This window comes from Thalassorhabdus alkalitolerans, assembly GCF_042656525.1.
Classification (GTDB): Bacteria; Bacillota; Bacilli; order Bacillales; family Marinococcaceae; genus Thalassorhabdus; species Thalassorhabdus alkalitolerans.
Window position 1 is genome coordinate 124,325 of the sequence record NZ_JBHSOZ010000010.1, and the last position, 15,914, is coordinate 140,238.

Annotated in this window: 18 protein-coding genes; all 18 read left to right on the plus strand. The window is 42.4% G+C overall.

Going from position 1 to position 15,914, the window contains the following annotated elements:
• Positions 1–13 precede the first annotated feature (13 nt).
• The 18 genes from rpsA (at position 14) to hepT (ending at position 15,740) form a co-directional block, all read left to right on the plus strand.
• Entirely contained in the window at positions 14–1,168 is a 1,155-nt protein-coding gene (gene rpsA, locus ACFPU1_RS15600; protein ID WP_385942803.1) for a 30S ribosomal protein S1, read from the plus strand.
• A gap of 15 nt (positions 1,169–1,183) precedes the next feature.
• Entirely contained in the window at positions 1,184–2,233 is a 1,050-nt protein-coding gene (fni, locus tag ACFPU1_RS15605; RefSeq protein ID WP_385942805.1) for a type 2 isopentenyl-diphosphate Delta-isomerase, read from the plus strand.
• A gap of 195 nt (positions 2,234–2,428) precedes the next feature.
• Entirely contained in the window at positions 2,429–3,040 is a 612-nt protein-coding gene (locus tag ACFPU1_RS15610; RefSeq protein WP_385942807.1) for a YphA family membrane protein, read from the plus strand.
• Between the two features lie 186 nt (positions 3,041–3,226).
• Positions 3,227–4,540 (plus strand): ribosome biogenesis GTPase Der, encoded by a 1,314-nt coding sequence (der, locus tag ACFPU1_RS15615; RefSeq protein ID WP_100398533.1) that lies wholly within the window; start codon positions 3,227–3,229, stop codon positions 4,538–4,540.
• A 36-nt stretch (positions 4,541–4,576) separates the two neighbouring features.
• Positions 4,577–5,221, plus strand: a complete 645-nt coding sequence (plsY, locus tag ACFPU1_RS15620) for a glycerol-3-phosphate 1-O-acyltransferase PlsY (protein WP_385942809.1) — start codon at positions 4,577–4,579, stop codon at positions 5,219–5,221.
• Between the two features lie 48 nt (positions 5,222–5,269).
• Complete coding sequence (locus tag ACFPU1_RS15625) at positions 5,270–6,355, plus strand: NAD(P)H-dependent glycerol-3-phosphate dehydrogenase (RefSeq protein WP_385942811.1); 1,086 nt, start codon at positions 5,270–5,272, stop codon at positions 6,353–6,355.
• 60 nt (positions 6,356–6,415) lie between these two features.
• On the plus strand, positions 6,416–6,673 hold the full coding sequence (locus tag ACFPU1_RS15630; protein WP_054635646.1) for a stage VI sporulation protein F: 258 nt from the start codon (positions 6,416–6,418) through the stop codon (positions 6,671–6,673).
• Between the two features lie 256 nt (positions 6,674–6,929).
• On the plus strand, positions 6,930–7,142 hold the full coding sequence (locus ACFPU1_RS15635) for a DUF2768 domain-containing protein (RefSeq protein WP_054635647.1): 213 nt from the start codon (positions 6,930–6,932) through the stop codon (positions 7,140–7,142).
• Positions 7,143–7,199: 57 nt separating this feature from the next.
• Positions 7,200–7,919, plus strand: coding sequence for a hypothetical protein (locus ACFPU1_RS15640; RefSeq protein ID WP_385942813.1), 720 nt, complete (start codon positions 7,200–7,202; stop codon positions 7,917–7,919).
• A 275-nt stretch (positions 7,920–8,194) separates the two neighbouring features.
• Positions 8,195–9,676: a stage IV sporulation protein A gene (spoIVA, locus tag ACFPU1_RS15645; protein WP_385942815.1), complete on the plus strand. Its 1,482-nt coding sequence runs from the start codon at positions 8,195–8,197 to the stop codon at positions 9,674–9,676.
• A 157-nt stretch (positions 9,677–9,833) separates the two neighbouring features.
• Entirely contained in the window at positions 9,834–10,400 is a 567-nt protein-coding gene (folE, locus tag ACFPU1_RS15650) for a GTP cyclohydrolase I FolE (protein ID WP_054635648.1), read from the plus strand.
• A gap of 32 nt (positions 10,401–10,432) precedes the next feature.
• A complete protein-coding gene (gene mtrB / locus ACFPU1_RS15655) occupies positions 10,433–10,651 on the plus strand; it encodes a trp RNA-binding attenuation protein MtrB (RefSeq protein ID WP_385942818.1) in 219 nt (72 codons plus the stop codon).
• A 218-nt stretch (positions 10,652–10,869) separates the two neighbouring features.
• Positions 10,870–11,685, plus strand: coding sequence for a heptaprenyl diphosphate synthase component 1 (locus ACFPU1_RS15660; RefSeq protein WP_385942820.1), 816 nt, complete (start codon positions 10,870–10,872; stop codon positions 11,683–11,685).
• A 2-nt stretch (positions 11,686–11,687) separates the two neighbouring features.
• A complete protein-coding gene (locus ACFPU1_RS15665) occupies positions 11,688–12,422 on the plus strand; it encodes a demethylmenaquinone methyltransferase (protein ID WP_054635650.1) in 735 nt (244 codons plus the stop codon).
• A 9-nt stretch (positions 12,423–12,431) separates the two neighbouring features.
• Positions 12,432–13,292, plus strand: coding sequence for a UbiA-like polyprenyltransferase (locus ACFPU1_RS15670; RefSeq protein ID WP_385942822.1), 861 nt, complete (start codon positions 12,432–12,434; stop codon positions 13,290–13,292).
• Positions 13,289–13,897, plus strand: coding sequence for a UbiX family flavin prenyltransferase (locus ACFPU1_RS15675; protein WP_054635651.1), 609 nt, complete (start codon positions 13,289–13,291; stop codon positions 13,895–13,897). The genes ACFPU1_RS15670 and ACFPU1_RS15675 overlap by 4 nt, the downstream gene beginning before the upstream one ends.
• Positions 13,894–14,757: a menaquinone biosynthetic enzyme MqnA/MqnD family protein gene (locus tag ACFPU1_RS15680; protein WP_385942824.1), complete on the plus strand. Its 864-nt coding sequence runs from the start codon at positions 13,894–13,896 to the stop codon at positions 14,755–14,757. Before ACFPU1_RS15675 ends, ACFPU1_RS15680 begins: the two co-directional genes overlap by 4 nt.
• A gap of 11 nt (positions 14,758–14,768) precedes the next feature.
• On the plus strand, positions 14,769–15,740 hold the full coding sequence (gene hepT, locus ACFPU1_RS15685) for a heptaprenyl diphosphate synthase component II (RefSeq protein WP_385942826.1): 972 nt from the start codon (positions 14,769–14,771) through the stop codon (positions 15,738–15,740).
• Positions 15,741–15,914: the final 174 nt, after the last annotated feature.

The following is a 15,914-nucleotide window of genomic DNA, read 5'->3' on the forward strand; positions in this document are numbered from 1 at the left end:
GAGGCTTTTGTCAATGGTTGAAGAAATGAACAATGAAGGAAACGGTATGGCTGAATTTTCAGTAGGCAGTACTGTAACAGGAAAAGTAACGAAAGTAGAGGAAAAGCAGGCTTTCGTAGATGTAGGTTATAAAGTAGATGGAATTGTGCCAATCAGTGAACTTTCCAGCCTGCATGTAGAAAAAGTAAGTGACATCCTTAATGAAGGTGACGAAGTAGAGCTGAAAGTTACCAAAATGGAGGATGATGAGCTTGTCTTATCACGTCGCGGGGCGCAAGCCGACAAGGCGTGGGACGAATTGCAGGGGAAATTTGAGTCAGGTGAGATTATTGAAGCTGAGGTTGCCGAAGTAGTAAAGGGCGGATTAGTGGTAGATTTAGGAGTCCGTGGCTTCATTCCAGCTTCTTTGGTTGAACGTCATTTTGTTGAAGATTTCTCTGATTACAAAGGGAAAACACTTCGCCTCAAGGTAGTTGAAATCGATCCGAGTGAAAACAAGCTTATCCTATCACAGCGTGCTGTGTTAGATGATGAAGCAGCCAGTAAAAAACAGCAGGTGTTAGAAGACCTGAAAATTGGCGACACTGTAGAAGGAACGGTTCAACGTCTGACAGACTTTGGTGCTTTTGTGGACATTGGCGGAGTTGACGGTCTAGTTCACATTTCACAAATGGCCCACCACCGGGTGGAATCCCCGGGAGAGATTGTGAAAGAAGGGGACAAAATTAACGTAAAAGTCCTTGCCGTTGATGCGGAAAGCGAACGAGTTTCTCTTTCCATCAAAGAAACTCTTCCTGGGCCTTGGACAACGATTGAAGGCCAAATTGAGCCTGGAGATGTAATTGAAGGCCAGGTTAAACGCCTTGTTTCCTTCGGTGCATTTGTAGAAGTAGCACCTGGCGTGGAAGGTCTTGTTCACATTTCCCAGATTGCCAACCGCCATATTGGAACACCTGGTGAAGTCCTTGAAGAAGGCCAGTCAGTAAAAGCAAAAGTCCTTGATATTAACCCGTCAGAACAGCGGATTTCTTTAAGCATACGAGAGCTTGAGGAGAAAGCCACTCCAGAGAAAAAGGTTCAGCAGGAATATGAAGCTCCTGAAGAAGATCATTCCGGTTTTTCTCTTGGAGATATGATTGGGGATCAGTTAAAAAAATATAAAAAATAAGGAGGCATAGAGAAGGTGACAAGAGCGAAACGTAAAGCAGACCACATCACGCACGCCTTATCCACTGGTTTTTCCGGTGGTAACGGTTTACATGACGTCCGTTTCGTTCATAATAGTTTACCCGAAACCTCCCTTATGGAAGTAGATATTTCTACAGCAATCGGCGAACTTACATTAAGTTCGCCGATTATTATTAACGCCATGACTGGGGGCGGAGGAAAGGAAACGGAAACGATAAACCGCAAGCTGGCACAAGCTGCCGCTGCTACAAATGCAGCTATGGCAGTAGGATCACAAATGGCAGCTTTAAAAGACAAGGCGGTGGAGAATACATATACGGTTGTAAGAAAGGAAAACCCAAATGGCTGTATTTTCGCTAATCTTGGAAGCGAGGCGACGGTAGATCAGGCAAAGGCTGCCGTAGATATGCTGGAAGCAGATGCCCTGCAGATCCACTTAAATGTGATTCAGGAGCTCGTAATGCCAGAAGGGGACAGAGATTTTAAAGGAACCGTAGCTCGTATTTCTTCTATTTCTGAAAGGATAGGAGTACCTGTAATTGTTAAAGAAGTGGGATTTGGGATAGCAAAGGAAGCGGCCAAAGAACTTGCGGATGCAGGGGTTTCCATTATAGATGCAGGCGGCCAGGGAGGAACTAATTTTTCGACCATTGAAAACAAACGAAGAGAGATCCCACTGGATTTCTTTGACAGCTGGGGGATTTCAACGGCAGCATCTATTGCAGAGATTGCTCAGTGCAAAGAAAAAGTGAGCATTATTGGTTCAGGGGGCATAAAGGATGGAGCAGATATTGCCAAAGTCATCGCACTCGGAGCTTCAGCAGCAGGCCTTGCCGGCAGTATGCTGAAAGTACTGAAAGAATCAGGTACCGATGGGGTCATATCATATATCGAGACTGCAAAGAGTCAATTACAAGCGGTTATGACTGCGTTAGGAACTCCTGACATTGACAGCCTGCAAAAAGCTCCTCTTGTGATCAGTGGGGAAACCGCTCACTGGCTAAGTGAAAGAGGCATTGCTACGGAAATCTACAGCCGCAGGTAGAGAAGGGGAAAAACCTTTCTCACTAAGAGGTTCTTGCTTTCCTGATTGTTAAAAGTAAGAGAAGAGGCGCCCTCAAAATCTTCATTTTTGAGAATACCTCTTCTTTTTTACTGGTTTTTGTCCAGGTCTCTTGTATATAAGCGAGGTTAGGATCGTAGCTTTCTGTCTATACTGGGCAATAAAAAGGAGTTTAGAATGGTTGGACTCTGGTTTTATTTGATAGGCTGGTTCTTTTGGATATGTCTTACTTTTTTTCATAAAGAAACAAATGAACGATTATGGTGGTCTTCTGTTACCCTCCTTGGTATTATAGCTTCTTCGTTTCATGTTCAATGGGGGGACATAAATATAAATCTAGCATTTATTTTGTTGTTTACAGCAGGCTTTCTTTATGCCGGCAGGTGTAAAGGTTTTTCACTTTTCAGGGTGGCTGGAAACAGTTTGGCCTTACTTTTTTTATACGCAGCCCTTCGATTTATCGAATGGTATGATCCTGTTTTTTTCCTTTGGCATCTGACATTTGTACCCGCCGGTATTATGGCATTTTCTATTATACTACTGCTCCAAAGGCAAAAGGAAAGGGTTGCCGCAACCTTTCTTATATTTTTTCCGGGAGAGGTGGTAGCATCTATGGTCTTATCTTCTTTAACGGAAGGAATGTTTATTGCGCCTCCTATTTTTTTTGATAAATGGGCAGCGGCTGTTTTTATTATTTATTTATGGGGCTGCTTAGAAGAAGGACTCTACCAGGTGTCCAAGAGGCAGTCTTTTCCTTCAAAGAACTTGTCGAAGAGAATATCACTCTGATAGAATAAGAAAGCTGATGTTCCCTTCTTCCAGAGAAAAGAAGGGTTTTCTTCTGTGGAGAATACAGGTATAGTGTATGCAGATGTTGCATGGAAGAAACTGAGAAGCTGACACAAAGCTCTTCTGAAAGCGGATAAACAGCAACAAGAATATGGAATAAGAAGTGGAAAGAAAGGTTGGGAAAACATGGCCAAGCCGGTAGTAGCCATTGTAGGACGCCCTAATGTTGGGAAGTCGACTATTTTTAATCGTGTAGTAGGTGAAAGAATTGCCATCGTAGAAGACGTTCCTGGAGTAACAAGGGATCGTATCTACAGTAAAGCTGAATGGCTTAATAAGGAATTTAATTTAATTGATACAGGCGGTATTGAGATTGGGGACGAGCCGTTGTTAACTCAAATGAGAGAGCAGGCTCAAATCGCAATCGATGAAGCTGATGTTATCGTTTTTATGGTAAATGGCAGAGAAGGAGTTACAGGAGCTGATGAAGAAGTAGCCAATCTCCTTTTCCGTACGAAAAAACCTGTCATTATCGGTGTAAATAAGATTGATAATCCTGACATGATGGATAAAATTTATGAATTTTATTCTCTTGGCATCGGAGAGCCTATAGCTATTTCAGGCTCACATGGCCTAGGTCTTGGTGACCTGCTCGATGAGGTGGTTAATCAATTTCCTGAGGAAGAAGAAGACGAGTATGAGGAAGATACAATCAGAGTGTCTGTCATTGGACGTCCCAACGTAGGTAAATCCTCTCTTGTAAACGCCGTATTGGGAGAAGAGCGTGTTATTGTCAGCAATATTGCTGGTACAACAAGAGATGCCGTCGATACACCGTTTGAAAAAGACGACCAAAAATATGTACTCATTGATACAGCAGGAATGAGAAAACGAGGAAAAGTATATGAAAGCACAGAAAAGTATAGTGTGCTCCGAGCTTTAAGAGCTATCGAACGTTCTGATGTGGTTTTAATAGTGATCGATGGGGAACAGGGGATCATTGAACAAGACAAAAAAATTGCAGGCTATGCCCACGAAGCAGGGCGGGCAGTCATTATGGTCGTAAATAAATGGGACGCCGTAGAAAAAGATGACAAAACAATGGCTTTGTTTACTGAAAATATACGAGAGCAATTCTTATTTCTTTCCTATGCCCCAATCCTCTTTTTGTCAGCAAAGACGAAGCAGCGCCTTCAGCACTTGCTTCCTTTAGTTAACAATGTAGCGGACAATCATAACCAGCGAATTCCAACTCACGTATTAAATGATGTGATTATGGATGCTGTGGCAATGAACCCAACACCAACAGATCATGGAAAAAGGCTAAGAATCAATTATGTCACACAAGTAACGGTAGCGCCTCCTACGTTTGTTCTTTTTGTGAATGATCCTGAACTTCTGCATTTTTCGTATAAGAGGTTTTTAGAAAACCGGCTGAGAGAGGCATTTCACTTTGAAGGAACGCCGTTGCGAATTATTGCGAGGAAAAAGAATGAATAACTGAAGATAAAGTGTTCCTAGGGGGAGGAAAATAGTATGGAAACGATTGTATCAGTCCTTTTGGCATACCTTATCGGCTCCATCAGCTTTAGCTACGTCATAGCAAAAAGAATTAAAAAGATTGATATCCGCCAGCATGGAAGCGGGAATGCCGGTGCTACCAATACACTTAGGGTACTTGGTACAGGCCCTGCGGTCCTGGTGCTGGCGTTGGATATTTTTAAAGGGGTTGCTGCTGTAGTTATTGCTCGTTACCTGGAGGCTGCCGAGGTGCTGCCAGCTTTCACCGTGATTGGAGAGATGGAGGGAGTGGCTCCTGCCCTTGCAGGCCTGGCTGCTATCCTTGGTCATAATTGGCCGATTTATTACGGCTTTAAAGGAGGAAAAGGAGTAGCCACCACTATAGGGGTTGTAGCCAGCCTTGTTTTCTTTCCTGCTGTATATGTCGGTGTGATCGCTATATTGTCTATTATTATTACACGTTACGTTTCACTGGGTTCTCTTATTTTTACTGCCCTGACTCCCCTTGCTGTCTTTTTGACGCTGGAGCATTATGATCATCCTATGCCTTATTTTTATTTCACAATAGTTGTTGGTCTTCTTTCTATTTGGCGTCATCGTACTAATTTAGAACGGCTTGCAAAGGGCACCGAAAGTAAAATTGGCGCAAAAACAAAATAGTAACGATACATATAGGGTATAGAGGTGTGAGGGAAAGGAGTGAGGGATGTGAAAGAAAAAGTAGCAGTGATTGGAGCAGGGAGCTGGGGAACAGCCCTTGCTATGGTCCTTGCTGATAATGGACATGACGTCAGGCTTTGGGCCCGGCGCAAAGAGCAGGTAGAGGAAATGAATAAGGAACATACCAATACGAGGTATCTTCCCGGACGGGTGCTTCCTGAAAATATTAAAGGGTATCATGATTTGAAGGAAGCAGTATCTGGGGTATCCTTTGTACTGCTTGTCGTCCCGACAAAAGCAATCAGGGAAACTCTTCAGCATATGAAGCCCTATCTTAATTCCGAACCTGTGCTTATCCATGCAAGTAAAGGAATTGAGCCAGACACTTTAAAAAGAATTTCCGAAATGATTGAAGATGAAGTAGAGGATAACCTGATCGCCTCTACCGTCGTGTTGTCAGGACCGAGTCATGCGGAAGAAGTATGTGAGAGGCAGCCTACAAGCGTTACGGTTTCATCTTTGGACGCACAAAGCGCTAAACAGGCTCAGGACCTCTTTATGAACAAGCATTTTCGTGTCTATACGAACCTTGACCTGATCGGGGTAGAGTTGGGGGGAGCCTTGAAAAACATTATTGCATTAGGTGTCGGTTTAACTGACGGCCTGGAATATGGGGATAATGCCAAGGCAGCTTTAATGACACGAGGCCTGGCTGAAATTGCACGGCTTGGTATTAAACTGGGAGCAAATCCGATGACTTTCGCCGGACTGTCAGGGCTCGGTGACTTAATTGTTACCTGTACAAGCACCCACAGCCGAAACTGGCGGGCTGGTAATATGCTTGGAAAAGGAATGGATCTAAACCAGGTACTTAAAGAAATGGGAATGGTTGTCGAAGGAGTGCGAACGACTCAAGCTGCTTATCAGCTTGCTGAGAGAGAAAGTGTAGAGATGCCAATTACAGAAGCACTATATGACGTTTTATTTAATGACCGCCTTCCTGAAGAAGCCGTTGAAAGGCTGATGGGCCGTGTGAAAAAACATGAAGTCGAAAACCTTTCTTTTCTTCTGGGACCGGATTTTCAAGATGGTTATTCAGAAAAAACTTCTCCTCCGAGAAGCGAAGACATCTAGCACAGTTTCCTCCCTTTTGCATAAGATACCTTGAGCAAGAAACGAAAGGGAGGCATAAATGTGAGTGGTAAGGATGGCTTTTTTGATAATATAGAACGAAAAACAAATGTTAAACAGGAAGATTTATTTAAGTTGGCCCAGTCAGTGGAAGGGGCTAACTTTCAAGATGAATCAACGGTTCGAAGGCTGATTCATGATGTTGCTCGTTTGGCAGGAGTAAAGGTCTCCAAACAAAAGGAAGATGAACTTGTTAAAGCTATTGTAAACAATAACATCCCTATGGACTTTGCCTCTATAAGTCAGCTATTTAGAAAATAACCCTTTCTGGAAAATATATATTTTAAAAAAATGGGCCGGTGTGAAGGAACAAATAAATGCTAAGCATATACTAAAATGAATCGGAAACTATGGAGCAGACTGCTTATAGAAAGAATTTAGTCGCAAAGAGCTGGAGAGGCCCCGTTCTCCAGTTCTTTTTTTGAAGACGAATAGAAATACATAAAATTGTCATGAAAATCCTGGCGTGCAGACAAGCCTGTGTTATAATATGTACGGTGAAAAAGGAGGGTGAGCTATGAGCGCTTTAGATAATATGTGGTTTTCTTTTGTAGGATTATTTTTAATGTTTGTATCCGTAGCTTTTGCATTATTAGCAAGAGAAAAGCTATCAGGTATTTTTCGATTTATCGTATTATCTTTTTCCTTTGTTTGTTTAATGATTGCTGGATTGATTGTATTTCTTGTTGTTTTTCGCGGCCCACTGGCTGAAGCGGCTACTTTGCTGTAAGTCAGGCCTCTCTAGATCTGGGAGTATAGTGCAATTGACGTAAAGAGGTGTAGCACCATGAGAAAAGGAAAGCTTATAAGTATTTTGATTTTAGTATCTTTGATTTTGAACGGCTGCATGTATCCACAGGAAAAGCGTGCTGAAAACCAAGTGCCTTACGACAACCAAATCCAGTCTGTCCAGACTGCAGTAGATCAATATCAGCAGGACCACGGTGTGCTGCCTATTCAGACACGAGATGGAAACATACAAGAATATCAAAGATATGTGATAGACTTTAGAAGATTAATGCCTCGTTATATTCAAGAACCTCCAGGTAATTCTTTTGAAAATGGAGGTACTTTTCAATACGTACTGATGAATGTCGAGGAAGATCCAGAAGTGAAAGTGCTTCAGCTTTCACTTATGCGTGAAATCCAGGAATTCCAGCGTTTTGTCAATCAGTATATTAATAAGAACGGTTTTGCGCCAGTAGATGAGACAGTCGCTCCAGGGTTGTTCACGATCGATTTGGACCGGTTAAATTACCATAGAGATGCAAGAGTGCAAAGTCCTTATTTCGACACTTATCTCCCTCTTTTAATGGATAGAAGCGGCCAGATCTATATAGATTATTCAATTGATTTGAATATGGCTCTACGTGAATTTGACCACAGTTATGAGGAAGGAGAAGACATCAGGCAGCTTTTGGCTGAAGAATTTCCTGTTGTTCCGGCATTCTCTGTCCCTTATACGATAGAAGATGACGAACCAGTTTTCATGACAGAAGAGATATAACAGTTCTAAACCTCTTTCTCCCTTATATAATGGGTTGAAAGAGGTTTTTTTGTGCAACAACGGGTGTGCCGGGAGCAGGTTCTACTTACCAAGAGGAGACAGGCAAACCGTTGGCAGACATTTTCTCCTCTTCCGGCAGGAGCCAAGTAAGACAGCTTTCCTTATCTTCACTTTCATATTTTCAGTCATATCGTGTGGACAACATCATAGAATGTAACGTCTGCCATAATAATTTCGTTAAAAAGGAACTATTATCTTGAACGGGAGGGGATCTCGTGGAAAAAGTTGATATCTTTAAAGATATCGCCGAACGAACCGGCGGAGACATTTACCTAGGGGTGGTTGGGGCAGTTCGGACTGGGAAGTCCACATTCATCAAGAAATTTATGGAGTTAGTGGTACTTCCAAATATGGAAAGTGAGGCCGATAAGGCAAGGGCGCAGGATGAGCTTCCGCAAAGTGCGGCCGGCAAAACAATTATGACCACAGAACCGAAGTTTGTGCCTAATCAAGCTGTTTCCCTGGAAGTTGATGAAGGACTTAAGGTTAATATCCGTCTTGTGGATTGTGTTGGGTATGCTGTCCCTGGTGCGAAGGGCTATGAGGATGAAAATGGTCCTCGCATGATAAATACTCCTTGGTATGAGGAACCGATTCCCTTTCAAGAAGCCGCAGAAATAGGGACGAGAAAAGTAATTCAAGAGCATTCAACCCTTGGCGTTGTGGTGACTTCAGATGGCACAATTGGTGAAATCCCTCGAGCCGACTATCTGGAATCTGAAACAAGGGTCATAGAAGAACTAAAGGAAGTTGGAAAACCGTTTATCATGATTGTCAACACCGTCAGGCCCCAGCATCCTGAAACAGAAGATCTGCGGAGACAGTTAGCCGAGGAGCATGATATACCTGTCCTGGCTTTAAGCATTGAAAGTATGAGTGAGCATGACATTCATAATGTTCTCCGTGAAGTATTGTTTGAATTTCCGGTGCATGAAGTAAATGTAAACCTTCCGAGCTGGGTAATGGTGCTAAGAGAAGATCATTGGCTCAGAAATGAATATGAGGAATCTGTAAGAAACACAGTAAAAGATATTAAAAGGCTTCGGGATGTAGACAGGGTAGTAGACCAATTTGCCACTGAATTTGAGTTTATTGAAAATGCTAGTCTTGCAGGCATTGAAATGGGGCAGGGGGTAGCTGAAATTGATTTGTACGCACCCGATGATTTATATGATCAAATATTAAAAGAAGTTGTAGGAGTAGAGATTAGAGGAAAAGATCACCTTCTTCAGCTTATGCAGGACTTTGCTTATGCAAAAAGTGAATATGATCAGGTAGCTGACGCTTTAAAGATGGTAAAGCAGACTGGATACGGAATAGCAGCGCCAGCGTTGACTGATATGAGTCTTGATGAGCCGGAGATTATCAGGCAGGGTGCAAGATTTGGCGTAAGGCTGAAAGCAGTGGCTCCTTCCATACACATGATTAAAGTTGATGTCGAGTCGGAATTTGCCCCGATTATTGGAACAGAAAAGCAGAGCGAAGAACTTGTCCGTTATCTGATGCAAGACTTTGAGGAAAATCCTTTATCTATCTGGAATTCCGATATATTTGGACGTTCCCTTAATTCCATTGTAAGAGAAGGAATCCAGGCAAAGCTTTCATTGATGCCGGAAAATGCAAGGTACAAACTTAAAGAAACGTTAGAAAGGATTATCAATGAAGGGTCCGGCGGGCTCATTGCGATCATTTTATAGCTGAGAAATGCAGCGGCAGAAAAAAGTGGAAAGCCTCCTTCAGGAGGTTTTTTTGCTTTTGCATTACAAGAAGCAGGTAGCTGACTTTCTTTGCTTTTAAGAGGTCCCTGTGCTAAACTTTTTCAAGATAATACATTATTTTATGGAGGGCTAACGAGTGAGCACCTTTGATCAAGAGAAAATTGAACAAGCCGTTCGGATGATTTTGGAAGGCATAGGAGACGATCCGGACAGAGAAGGCGTAATAGATACTCCTAAGCGTGTAGCAAAAATGTATCAGGAAATCTTTTCCGGGATATCCGAAGATCCATCAGAGCACTTGCGCACTGTCTTTGGAGAAGACCATGAGGAACTTGTTCTTGTGAAGGATATCCCTTTTTATTCTATGTGTGAGCATCATTTAGTTCCTTTTTACGGGAAAGCTCATGTCGGGTACATACCAAAAGGCGGGAAAGTGACCGGGTTAAGCAAACTGGCAAGAACCGTAGAAACAGTTACAAAACGACCTCAGCTTCAAGAGCGGATAACATCAACCGTTGCAAACAGCATTGTCGAGATGCTGGAACCTCATGGAGTGATAGTCGTAGTGGAAGCAGAGCACATGTGTATGACGATGAGAGGTGTAAAGAAGCCAGGATCTATGACGATCACTTCTGCTGTAAGAGGAGTTTTTGAAAAAGATGAAGCTTCGCGAGCAGAAGTCCTTTCTTTAATAAACCGCTGAGTACGGAAACGTGAAGAGGAGGAACCAGTGCTATGGATGGGAAGGATGACTTTTTTGTCATAAAAGCAAAAGAAGACGGTGTGAACGTGATTGGCCTGACACGGGGAACGGATACGCGTTTTCATCATTCTGAAAAACTGGACAAAGGCGAAGTAATGATCGCCCAATTTACTGAACATACTTCAGCTGTCAAAATTCGTGGCAAAGCAGTAATCCAAACGAGCCACGGCGAGATGGATACAGAATCTTAACTTATGTGCTTTCACCGCATCTGCTGTGAAAGCACTCTTTTTGCTCTTTTGAAAGGGTTTGCTTAGAATACTTATGGAAAAACAAGTTGTTTAAGGGTTTTTCTTTTTTATGCTATAATATAAAGACATGACTGCTTTTATTGTCACATTACATAGAATTTCTGTCGAAACGTAAGACAGTCATTTATGAACAGAATAGAGTATGGGGGACGTCACAAATGAACAGTCAACATATTCTGGCATCTAAGATAGCTGAGATCAAAGAAAGCTTTTACGAGCTTATTGATCACTCATATTTGGCCCGATATGTAAAGGATCCGACCGTAGACGAAGATAAGATCCTTTTCTTTTATACGATAACCGATCATTTACCACAGAAAAAACAAGAAGACCAAATTCTCGCTGCCCTTTTAGTGGAGGCGGCGTTTGAAGTGCATGAATCCATTTCATTACAGAATTTAGATTGTGATCAAAAGAAAAAGTCCAGGCAATTAACTGTGCTGGCAGGAGATTTCTTCAGCAGTCTTTATTACCATACTCTTACCAAAGGAAAACATTTTTCCGTGTTAAATGTGTTTACGGCCTCCATACAACAAATGAATGAACACAAAATGACTCTCCATCAATCAGAGGTCCTAAGTGAAGAGGCGCTGGTGGAAGGAATAACAGGAGCCGAAACCGGGTTAATCAGAAATATGGCTGAGTTTTATGGGAAGGAATGGATAGGTACCGTGGCTGAAGTCTTCTTTGTTTATAAACGTATTTCTGAAGAAGTAAACAAAGACTCTTCTGTTGTGTTGTCTGCTGTGGCGAGCGCCATTAACCGTTATGTTACCGGGGGAGCGGAAAGCCAGCCGAAGAACTGGCCAAGTATCGAAACAAAACGCTGGGCAGCTGAGAAGAAAGAGCAATTTCAAGGTGAGCTTAAGTCTTTTCTTTCCAGTCATCCGCTTCCAGCTCCAATGGGGAACCGGATTCAGGAAGTAATTTCAAAAGGCAGCTATAATCAGGATAATGCAGTGGAAGAAGGGTAAAGATGGCAAAAACAAAAGAAGAAAGAGTGCATCAAGTATTTGAGTCAATACATGATAAATACGATATGATGAATTCTGTAATCAGTTTTCAGCGCCATAAAGCCTGGCGCAAGGATACCATGAAAAAAATGAAAGTTTTCGAAGGAGCAAAAGCTCTTGATATATGCTGCGGGACAGGAGACTGGACCTTGGCGTTAGCAAAAGAAGCAGGCGAGTCGGGGGAAGTCACTGGATTGGACTTCAGTGCGAATATGCTTCAGGTAGGTCAACAGAAAGTAGATGCTTCAAAGTATGGCAATATCACTCTGATGCAGGGAAATGCTATGAACCTTCCATTTGAAGATGATTCCTTTGACTTTGTTACCATTGGTTTTGGCCTTAGGAACGTGCCGGACTATGATACAGTACTACAGGAAATGCATAGGGTCCTGAAACCAGGTGGACAAGCGGCCTGTCTGGAAACCTCCCAGCCGGAAAAGGCGGGATTTAAACAGGTATACAACCTATACTTTAAGTATGTAATGCCGGCATTTGGCAAAGTCCTTGCCAAAAGCTATGATGAATATTCCTGGCTGCAGGAGTCTACAATGAACTTTCCAGATAAAAATAAACTTACAGGAATGTTTTTCCGTGCAGGTTTTGACCGCGTAGACGTTCAATCGTACTCCGGAGGAGTGGCTGCGACGCATTTTGCTGTTAAGAAAGGATCAGCTGTCCTAGAGGATGAATTGGGGTAAATTACTGTTATGCGAAAATTAAAGATAATACTTGAAATGATAAAATTTGAACACACTATTTTTGCTTTACCTTTTGCTTTTTTAGGAGCAGTACTTGGAAGCTTTGTTGTAGAAGGGACATGGCCGACATGGTGGGAGTGGCTTTGGATCACCCTTGCAATGGTAGGGGCAAGAAGCGCTGCCATGAGTCTAAATAGAGTCATTGATGCCAAAATTGATAAGGACAATCCCCGGACAGCAGGGCGGGCCATACCAGCAGGGTTGATATCAAAGGTGGAGACCCTAGCCTTTATTCTCTTTTCCTTTGCTCTTTTGTTCGTTTCTGCCTTTCAGTTAAATATGCTGGCTGTTTATTTACTGCCATTGGCTGTTTTCTTTCTTGTTTTTTATTCGTACACGAAACGTTTTACCTGGCTGTGCCATGTATTTCTCGGTCTTACGATTGGAATAGCCCCGCTGGGCGGCTGGGTTGGTGCGACAGGAACCTTGCAGCTTGAAGCCTATCTGTTGTTTTTTGCTGTTGCTTTCTGGACAGCAGGCTTTGATGTTATCTATGCGACGCAGGATGCTGACTATGACCGGGGAGCAGGTCTTCATTCGATTCCCAGCAGGTTTGGCATCCGAAAAGCATTAATGTTTGCAAAGGCCTTTCACATACTCAGCTTTTCCCTTCTATTATGGCTGTTTGCCGCTTCAACATTAGGCTGGGTATTTTTAGTGGGGGTTCTTATTGCAGGCGCCATTATGGTTTACGAACATTCTCTGGTATCAGCAGACGATTTATCAAAAGTAAATGTGGCTTTTTTTACGATGAACGGAGTGATAAGCATAGTGATGCTTATTTTCACGATAGGAGATTTATTAATATGAACACCCCTCAAAAGATTTACACAGTAGCAATCACAGGTGCAAGCGGGGCTATTTATGGTGTGCGGTTAACAAAGGAGCTGCTTAAAAACCATTGTAAGGTACACCTTCTTATATCAGAAGCCGGCTGGCAGGTGTTTCGAGAAGAGCTGAGGCTCGATACATCAAATAGGAGTGCCTGCCTTGAACAATTATTTGGAGAAGGGAATCAGGAGCACCTGCACACACACAGTCTTCGTGATTTTACAGCTCCTATAGCCAGCGGTTCCTACAAAAACGACGGAATGATTATTATTCCTTGTTCCATGGGAACGTTATCCAAAATTGCTAATGGAAACTCAGGGAATCTTTTAGAAAGAACGGCAGATGTTATGTTAAAAGAAGGAAGACGATTGACGATTGTGCCAAGAGAAACACCTTTGCATCAAATACATTTAGAAAACATGACTGCTCTCTCAAAAGCAGGAGCCCATATTATTCCGGCAATGCCAGGCTTTTATCACCTTCCTGCATCACTTGATGATCTTGTTAACTTTGTAGTAGGGAAAGTACTTGATAATTTAGGAGTAGAACATACCTTATTTACACGATGGGGGGAACAGCAGTGAAGCTTGCAATCGGGGAAATTTCTTATACAAACATATTGCCCCTTTATTATTTTTTAAAGCGTGAGGAGTTAGAGGAAAAAGGGTGCTCCTTTGTTCCCCAGATTCCGGCGCAACTGAATAAATCTATGAAGGAAGGAAGCGTTCATGTAGGGGGGATTTCTTCCTTTGCCTACGGACAGAATCCTGAGCTCTATGACCTCCTTCCCGATCTTTCTGTTTCTGCTAAGGGAAATGTCGGTTCTATTTTCTTATTTTCCAAAAAGCCTATAACTGAGCTTTCACACAGTGACATTGCGTTAACGAACAGCAGCGCCACATCAGTCCATTTATTAAAAGTGATCCTTAAAGAGTTTTACAAACATGAAAATATTACGTACAATTTGATGGAGCCAAATGGAGCTGAGATGCTCAGAGACCATGACGCATGTCTTCTTATTGGTGATGATGCCATTTTTAAGAGCTGGGAAAAGTCTTCAGGGCTGTATGTTTATGATATCGGGGGACTCTGGTATGAAAATACAGGACTTCCTATGACATTTGCAGTGATTGCTGTAAGAAAAGATATTGCAAGAAAAGAAAATCAACTGCTTGAAGAACTCTATAAGGACCTCCAAAGAAGTAAACAGCTGTCCATTCAGACCAATTTCCAGACCATGATTCAAGAAATTATTCATAAGCATGGCGGACGAAAAGAGTTTTGGGATCATTATTTCAGTGGATTAGTTTATGATTTTACAGAAAAGGAAAAAGAAGGCCTACTCTATTACTATCATTTAGTGTACAAACACAGATTTATTGAACAGCCTGTAAAACAGCTGTCCATGTGGAAGAAAGGTTTAGAGAGCCAAACCATTATTTGAAGGTGAACGCAATGAAGTTGGCAGATTTATATAATTATTTAAGACCAGAGATTCAGAAAATTGAAGAGGAGCTGGAGCGCTCCGTTTTAACCACTCATCCTGTACTGGAAGATGCGTCCCTTCATTTGCTTAAAGCCGGCGGGAAAAGAATTCGTCCTGTGGTGGTGTTACTTGCAGGGAATTACGGTACGTATGATATTGAACGGATAAAGCACATCGCTGTCTCTCTTGAATTAATTCATATGGCTTCCCTTGTTCATGACGATGTCATTGACGATGCCGAGCTTCGCAGAGGGCAAAAGACCATCAAGGCGCAGTGGGATAACAGGGTAGCAATGTATTCAGGAGATTATTTGTTTGCTAAAGCGATAGAGAAAGCTACTTTTTTTGAAAAACCGGAAATCCATAAGGTTATATCTAATACGATGATTGAAATGTGTATTGGGGAAGTAGAGCAAATCAGGGACCAATATAACTGGGATCAAAATCTTCGTACATATTTACGACGTATTAGACGCAAAACGGCCATACTTATTGCCGTAAGCTGTGAACTAGGAGCGATGGCTTCAGATGCGAGTAAGGCTGACCAGCGACGACTTCATGCTTACGGATACAACCTGGGGATGTCCTATCAAATTATTGATGATGTTCTGGATTTTGTTGGAACAGAAAAAGAATTGGGCAAGCCGGCGGGGAGTGATCTCCTGCAGGGCAATATTACTTTACCAGTGTTGTATGCTATGGAGAAGGACTCTTCTATGCGAGAGAAATTAAGAGAAATCTTTGTAAATGAAGATCCTGAAGAGGGACAAATGAGGGAAGTTCTTCAGGAAATCCGGGAATCCGGGGGTATGGAGTTTTCCAAAGATATGAGCCAGCGTTATTTAAAAAAAGCCTTTGAAGCACTTGAAGGGCTGCCGGATATATCAGCAACAGAGTCACTTCAAAGCATTGCAAAATATATTGGGAAAAGAGATCATTAAGCTAAGCTCTGTCTTTTTTATATAGGCAGAGCTTTGTTTAAGTCGGCTCTTTTCCATAAAAGGAGCAAATATTCATTTTTGGGTCACTTGATTGTAGTGAAAAGCGTAAGACGCCCTCGGGCCGCAGGGCCCCGAGGAAGCTGAGACAATGCTCTGCCAATATGAAAAAAAGAA

Bases quoted from the DNA above. Each gene is read 5' to 3' on its own strand.
- rpsA (WP_385942803.1), top strand. From the start codon at position 14: ATGGTTGAAGAAATGAACAATGAAGGAAACGGTATGGCTGAATTTTCA.
- ACFPU1_RS15610 (WP_385942807.1), top strand. From the start codon at position 2,429: ATGGTTGGACTCTGGTTTTATTTGATAGGCTGGTTCTTTTGGATATGT.
- der (WP_100398533.1), top strand. From the start codon at position 3,227: ATGGCCAAGCCGGTAGTAGCCATTGTAGGACGCCCTAATGTTGGGAAG.
- plsY (WP_385942809.1), top strand. From the start codon at position 4,577: ATGGAAACGATTGTATCAGTCCTTTTGGCATACCTTATCGGCTCCATC.
- ACFPU1_RS15635 (WP_054635647.1), top strand. From the start codon at position 6,930: ATGAGCGCTTTAGATAATATGTGGTTTTCTTTTGTAGGATTATTTTTA.
- ACFPU1_RS15640 (WP_385942813.1), top strand. From the start codon at position 7,200: ATGAGAAAAGGAAAGCTTATAAGTATTTTGATTTTAGTATCTTTGATT.
- mtrB (WP_385942818.1), top strand. From the start codon at position 10,433: ATGGATGGGAAGGATGACTTTTTTGTCATAAAAGCAAAAGAAGACGGT.
- ACFPU1_RS15660 (WP_385942820.1), top strand. From the start codon at position 10,870: ATGAACAGTCAACATATTCTGGCATCTAAGATAGCTGAGATCAAAGAA.
- ACFPU1_RS15665 (WP_054635650.1), top strand. From the start codon at position 11,688: ATGGCAAAAACAAAAGAAGAAAGAGTGCATCAAGTATTTGAGTCAATA.
- ACFPU1_RS15670 (WP_385942822.1), top strand. From the start codon at position 12,432: ATGCGAAAATTAAAGATAATACTTGAAATGATAAAATTTGAACACACT.
- ACFPU1_RS15675 (WP_054635651.1), top strand. From the start codon at position 13,289: ATGAACACCCCTCAAAAGATTTACACAGTAGCAATCACAGGTGCAAGC.
- hepT (WP_385942826.1), top strand. From the start codon at position 14,769: ATGAAGTTGGCAGATTTATATAATTATTTAAGACCAGAGATTCAGAAA.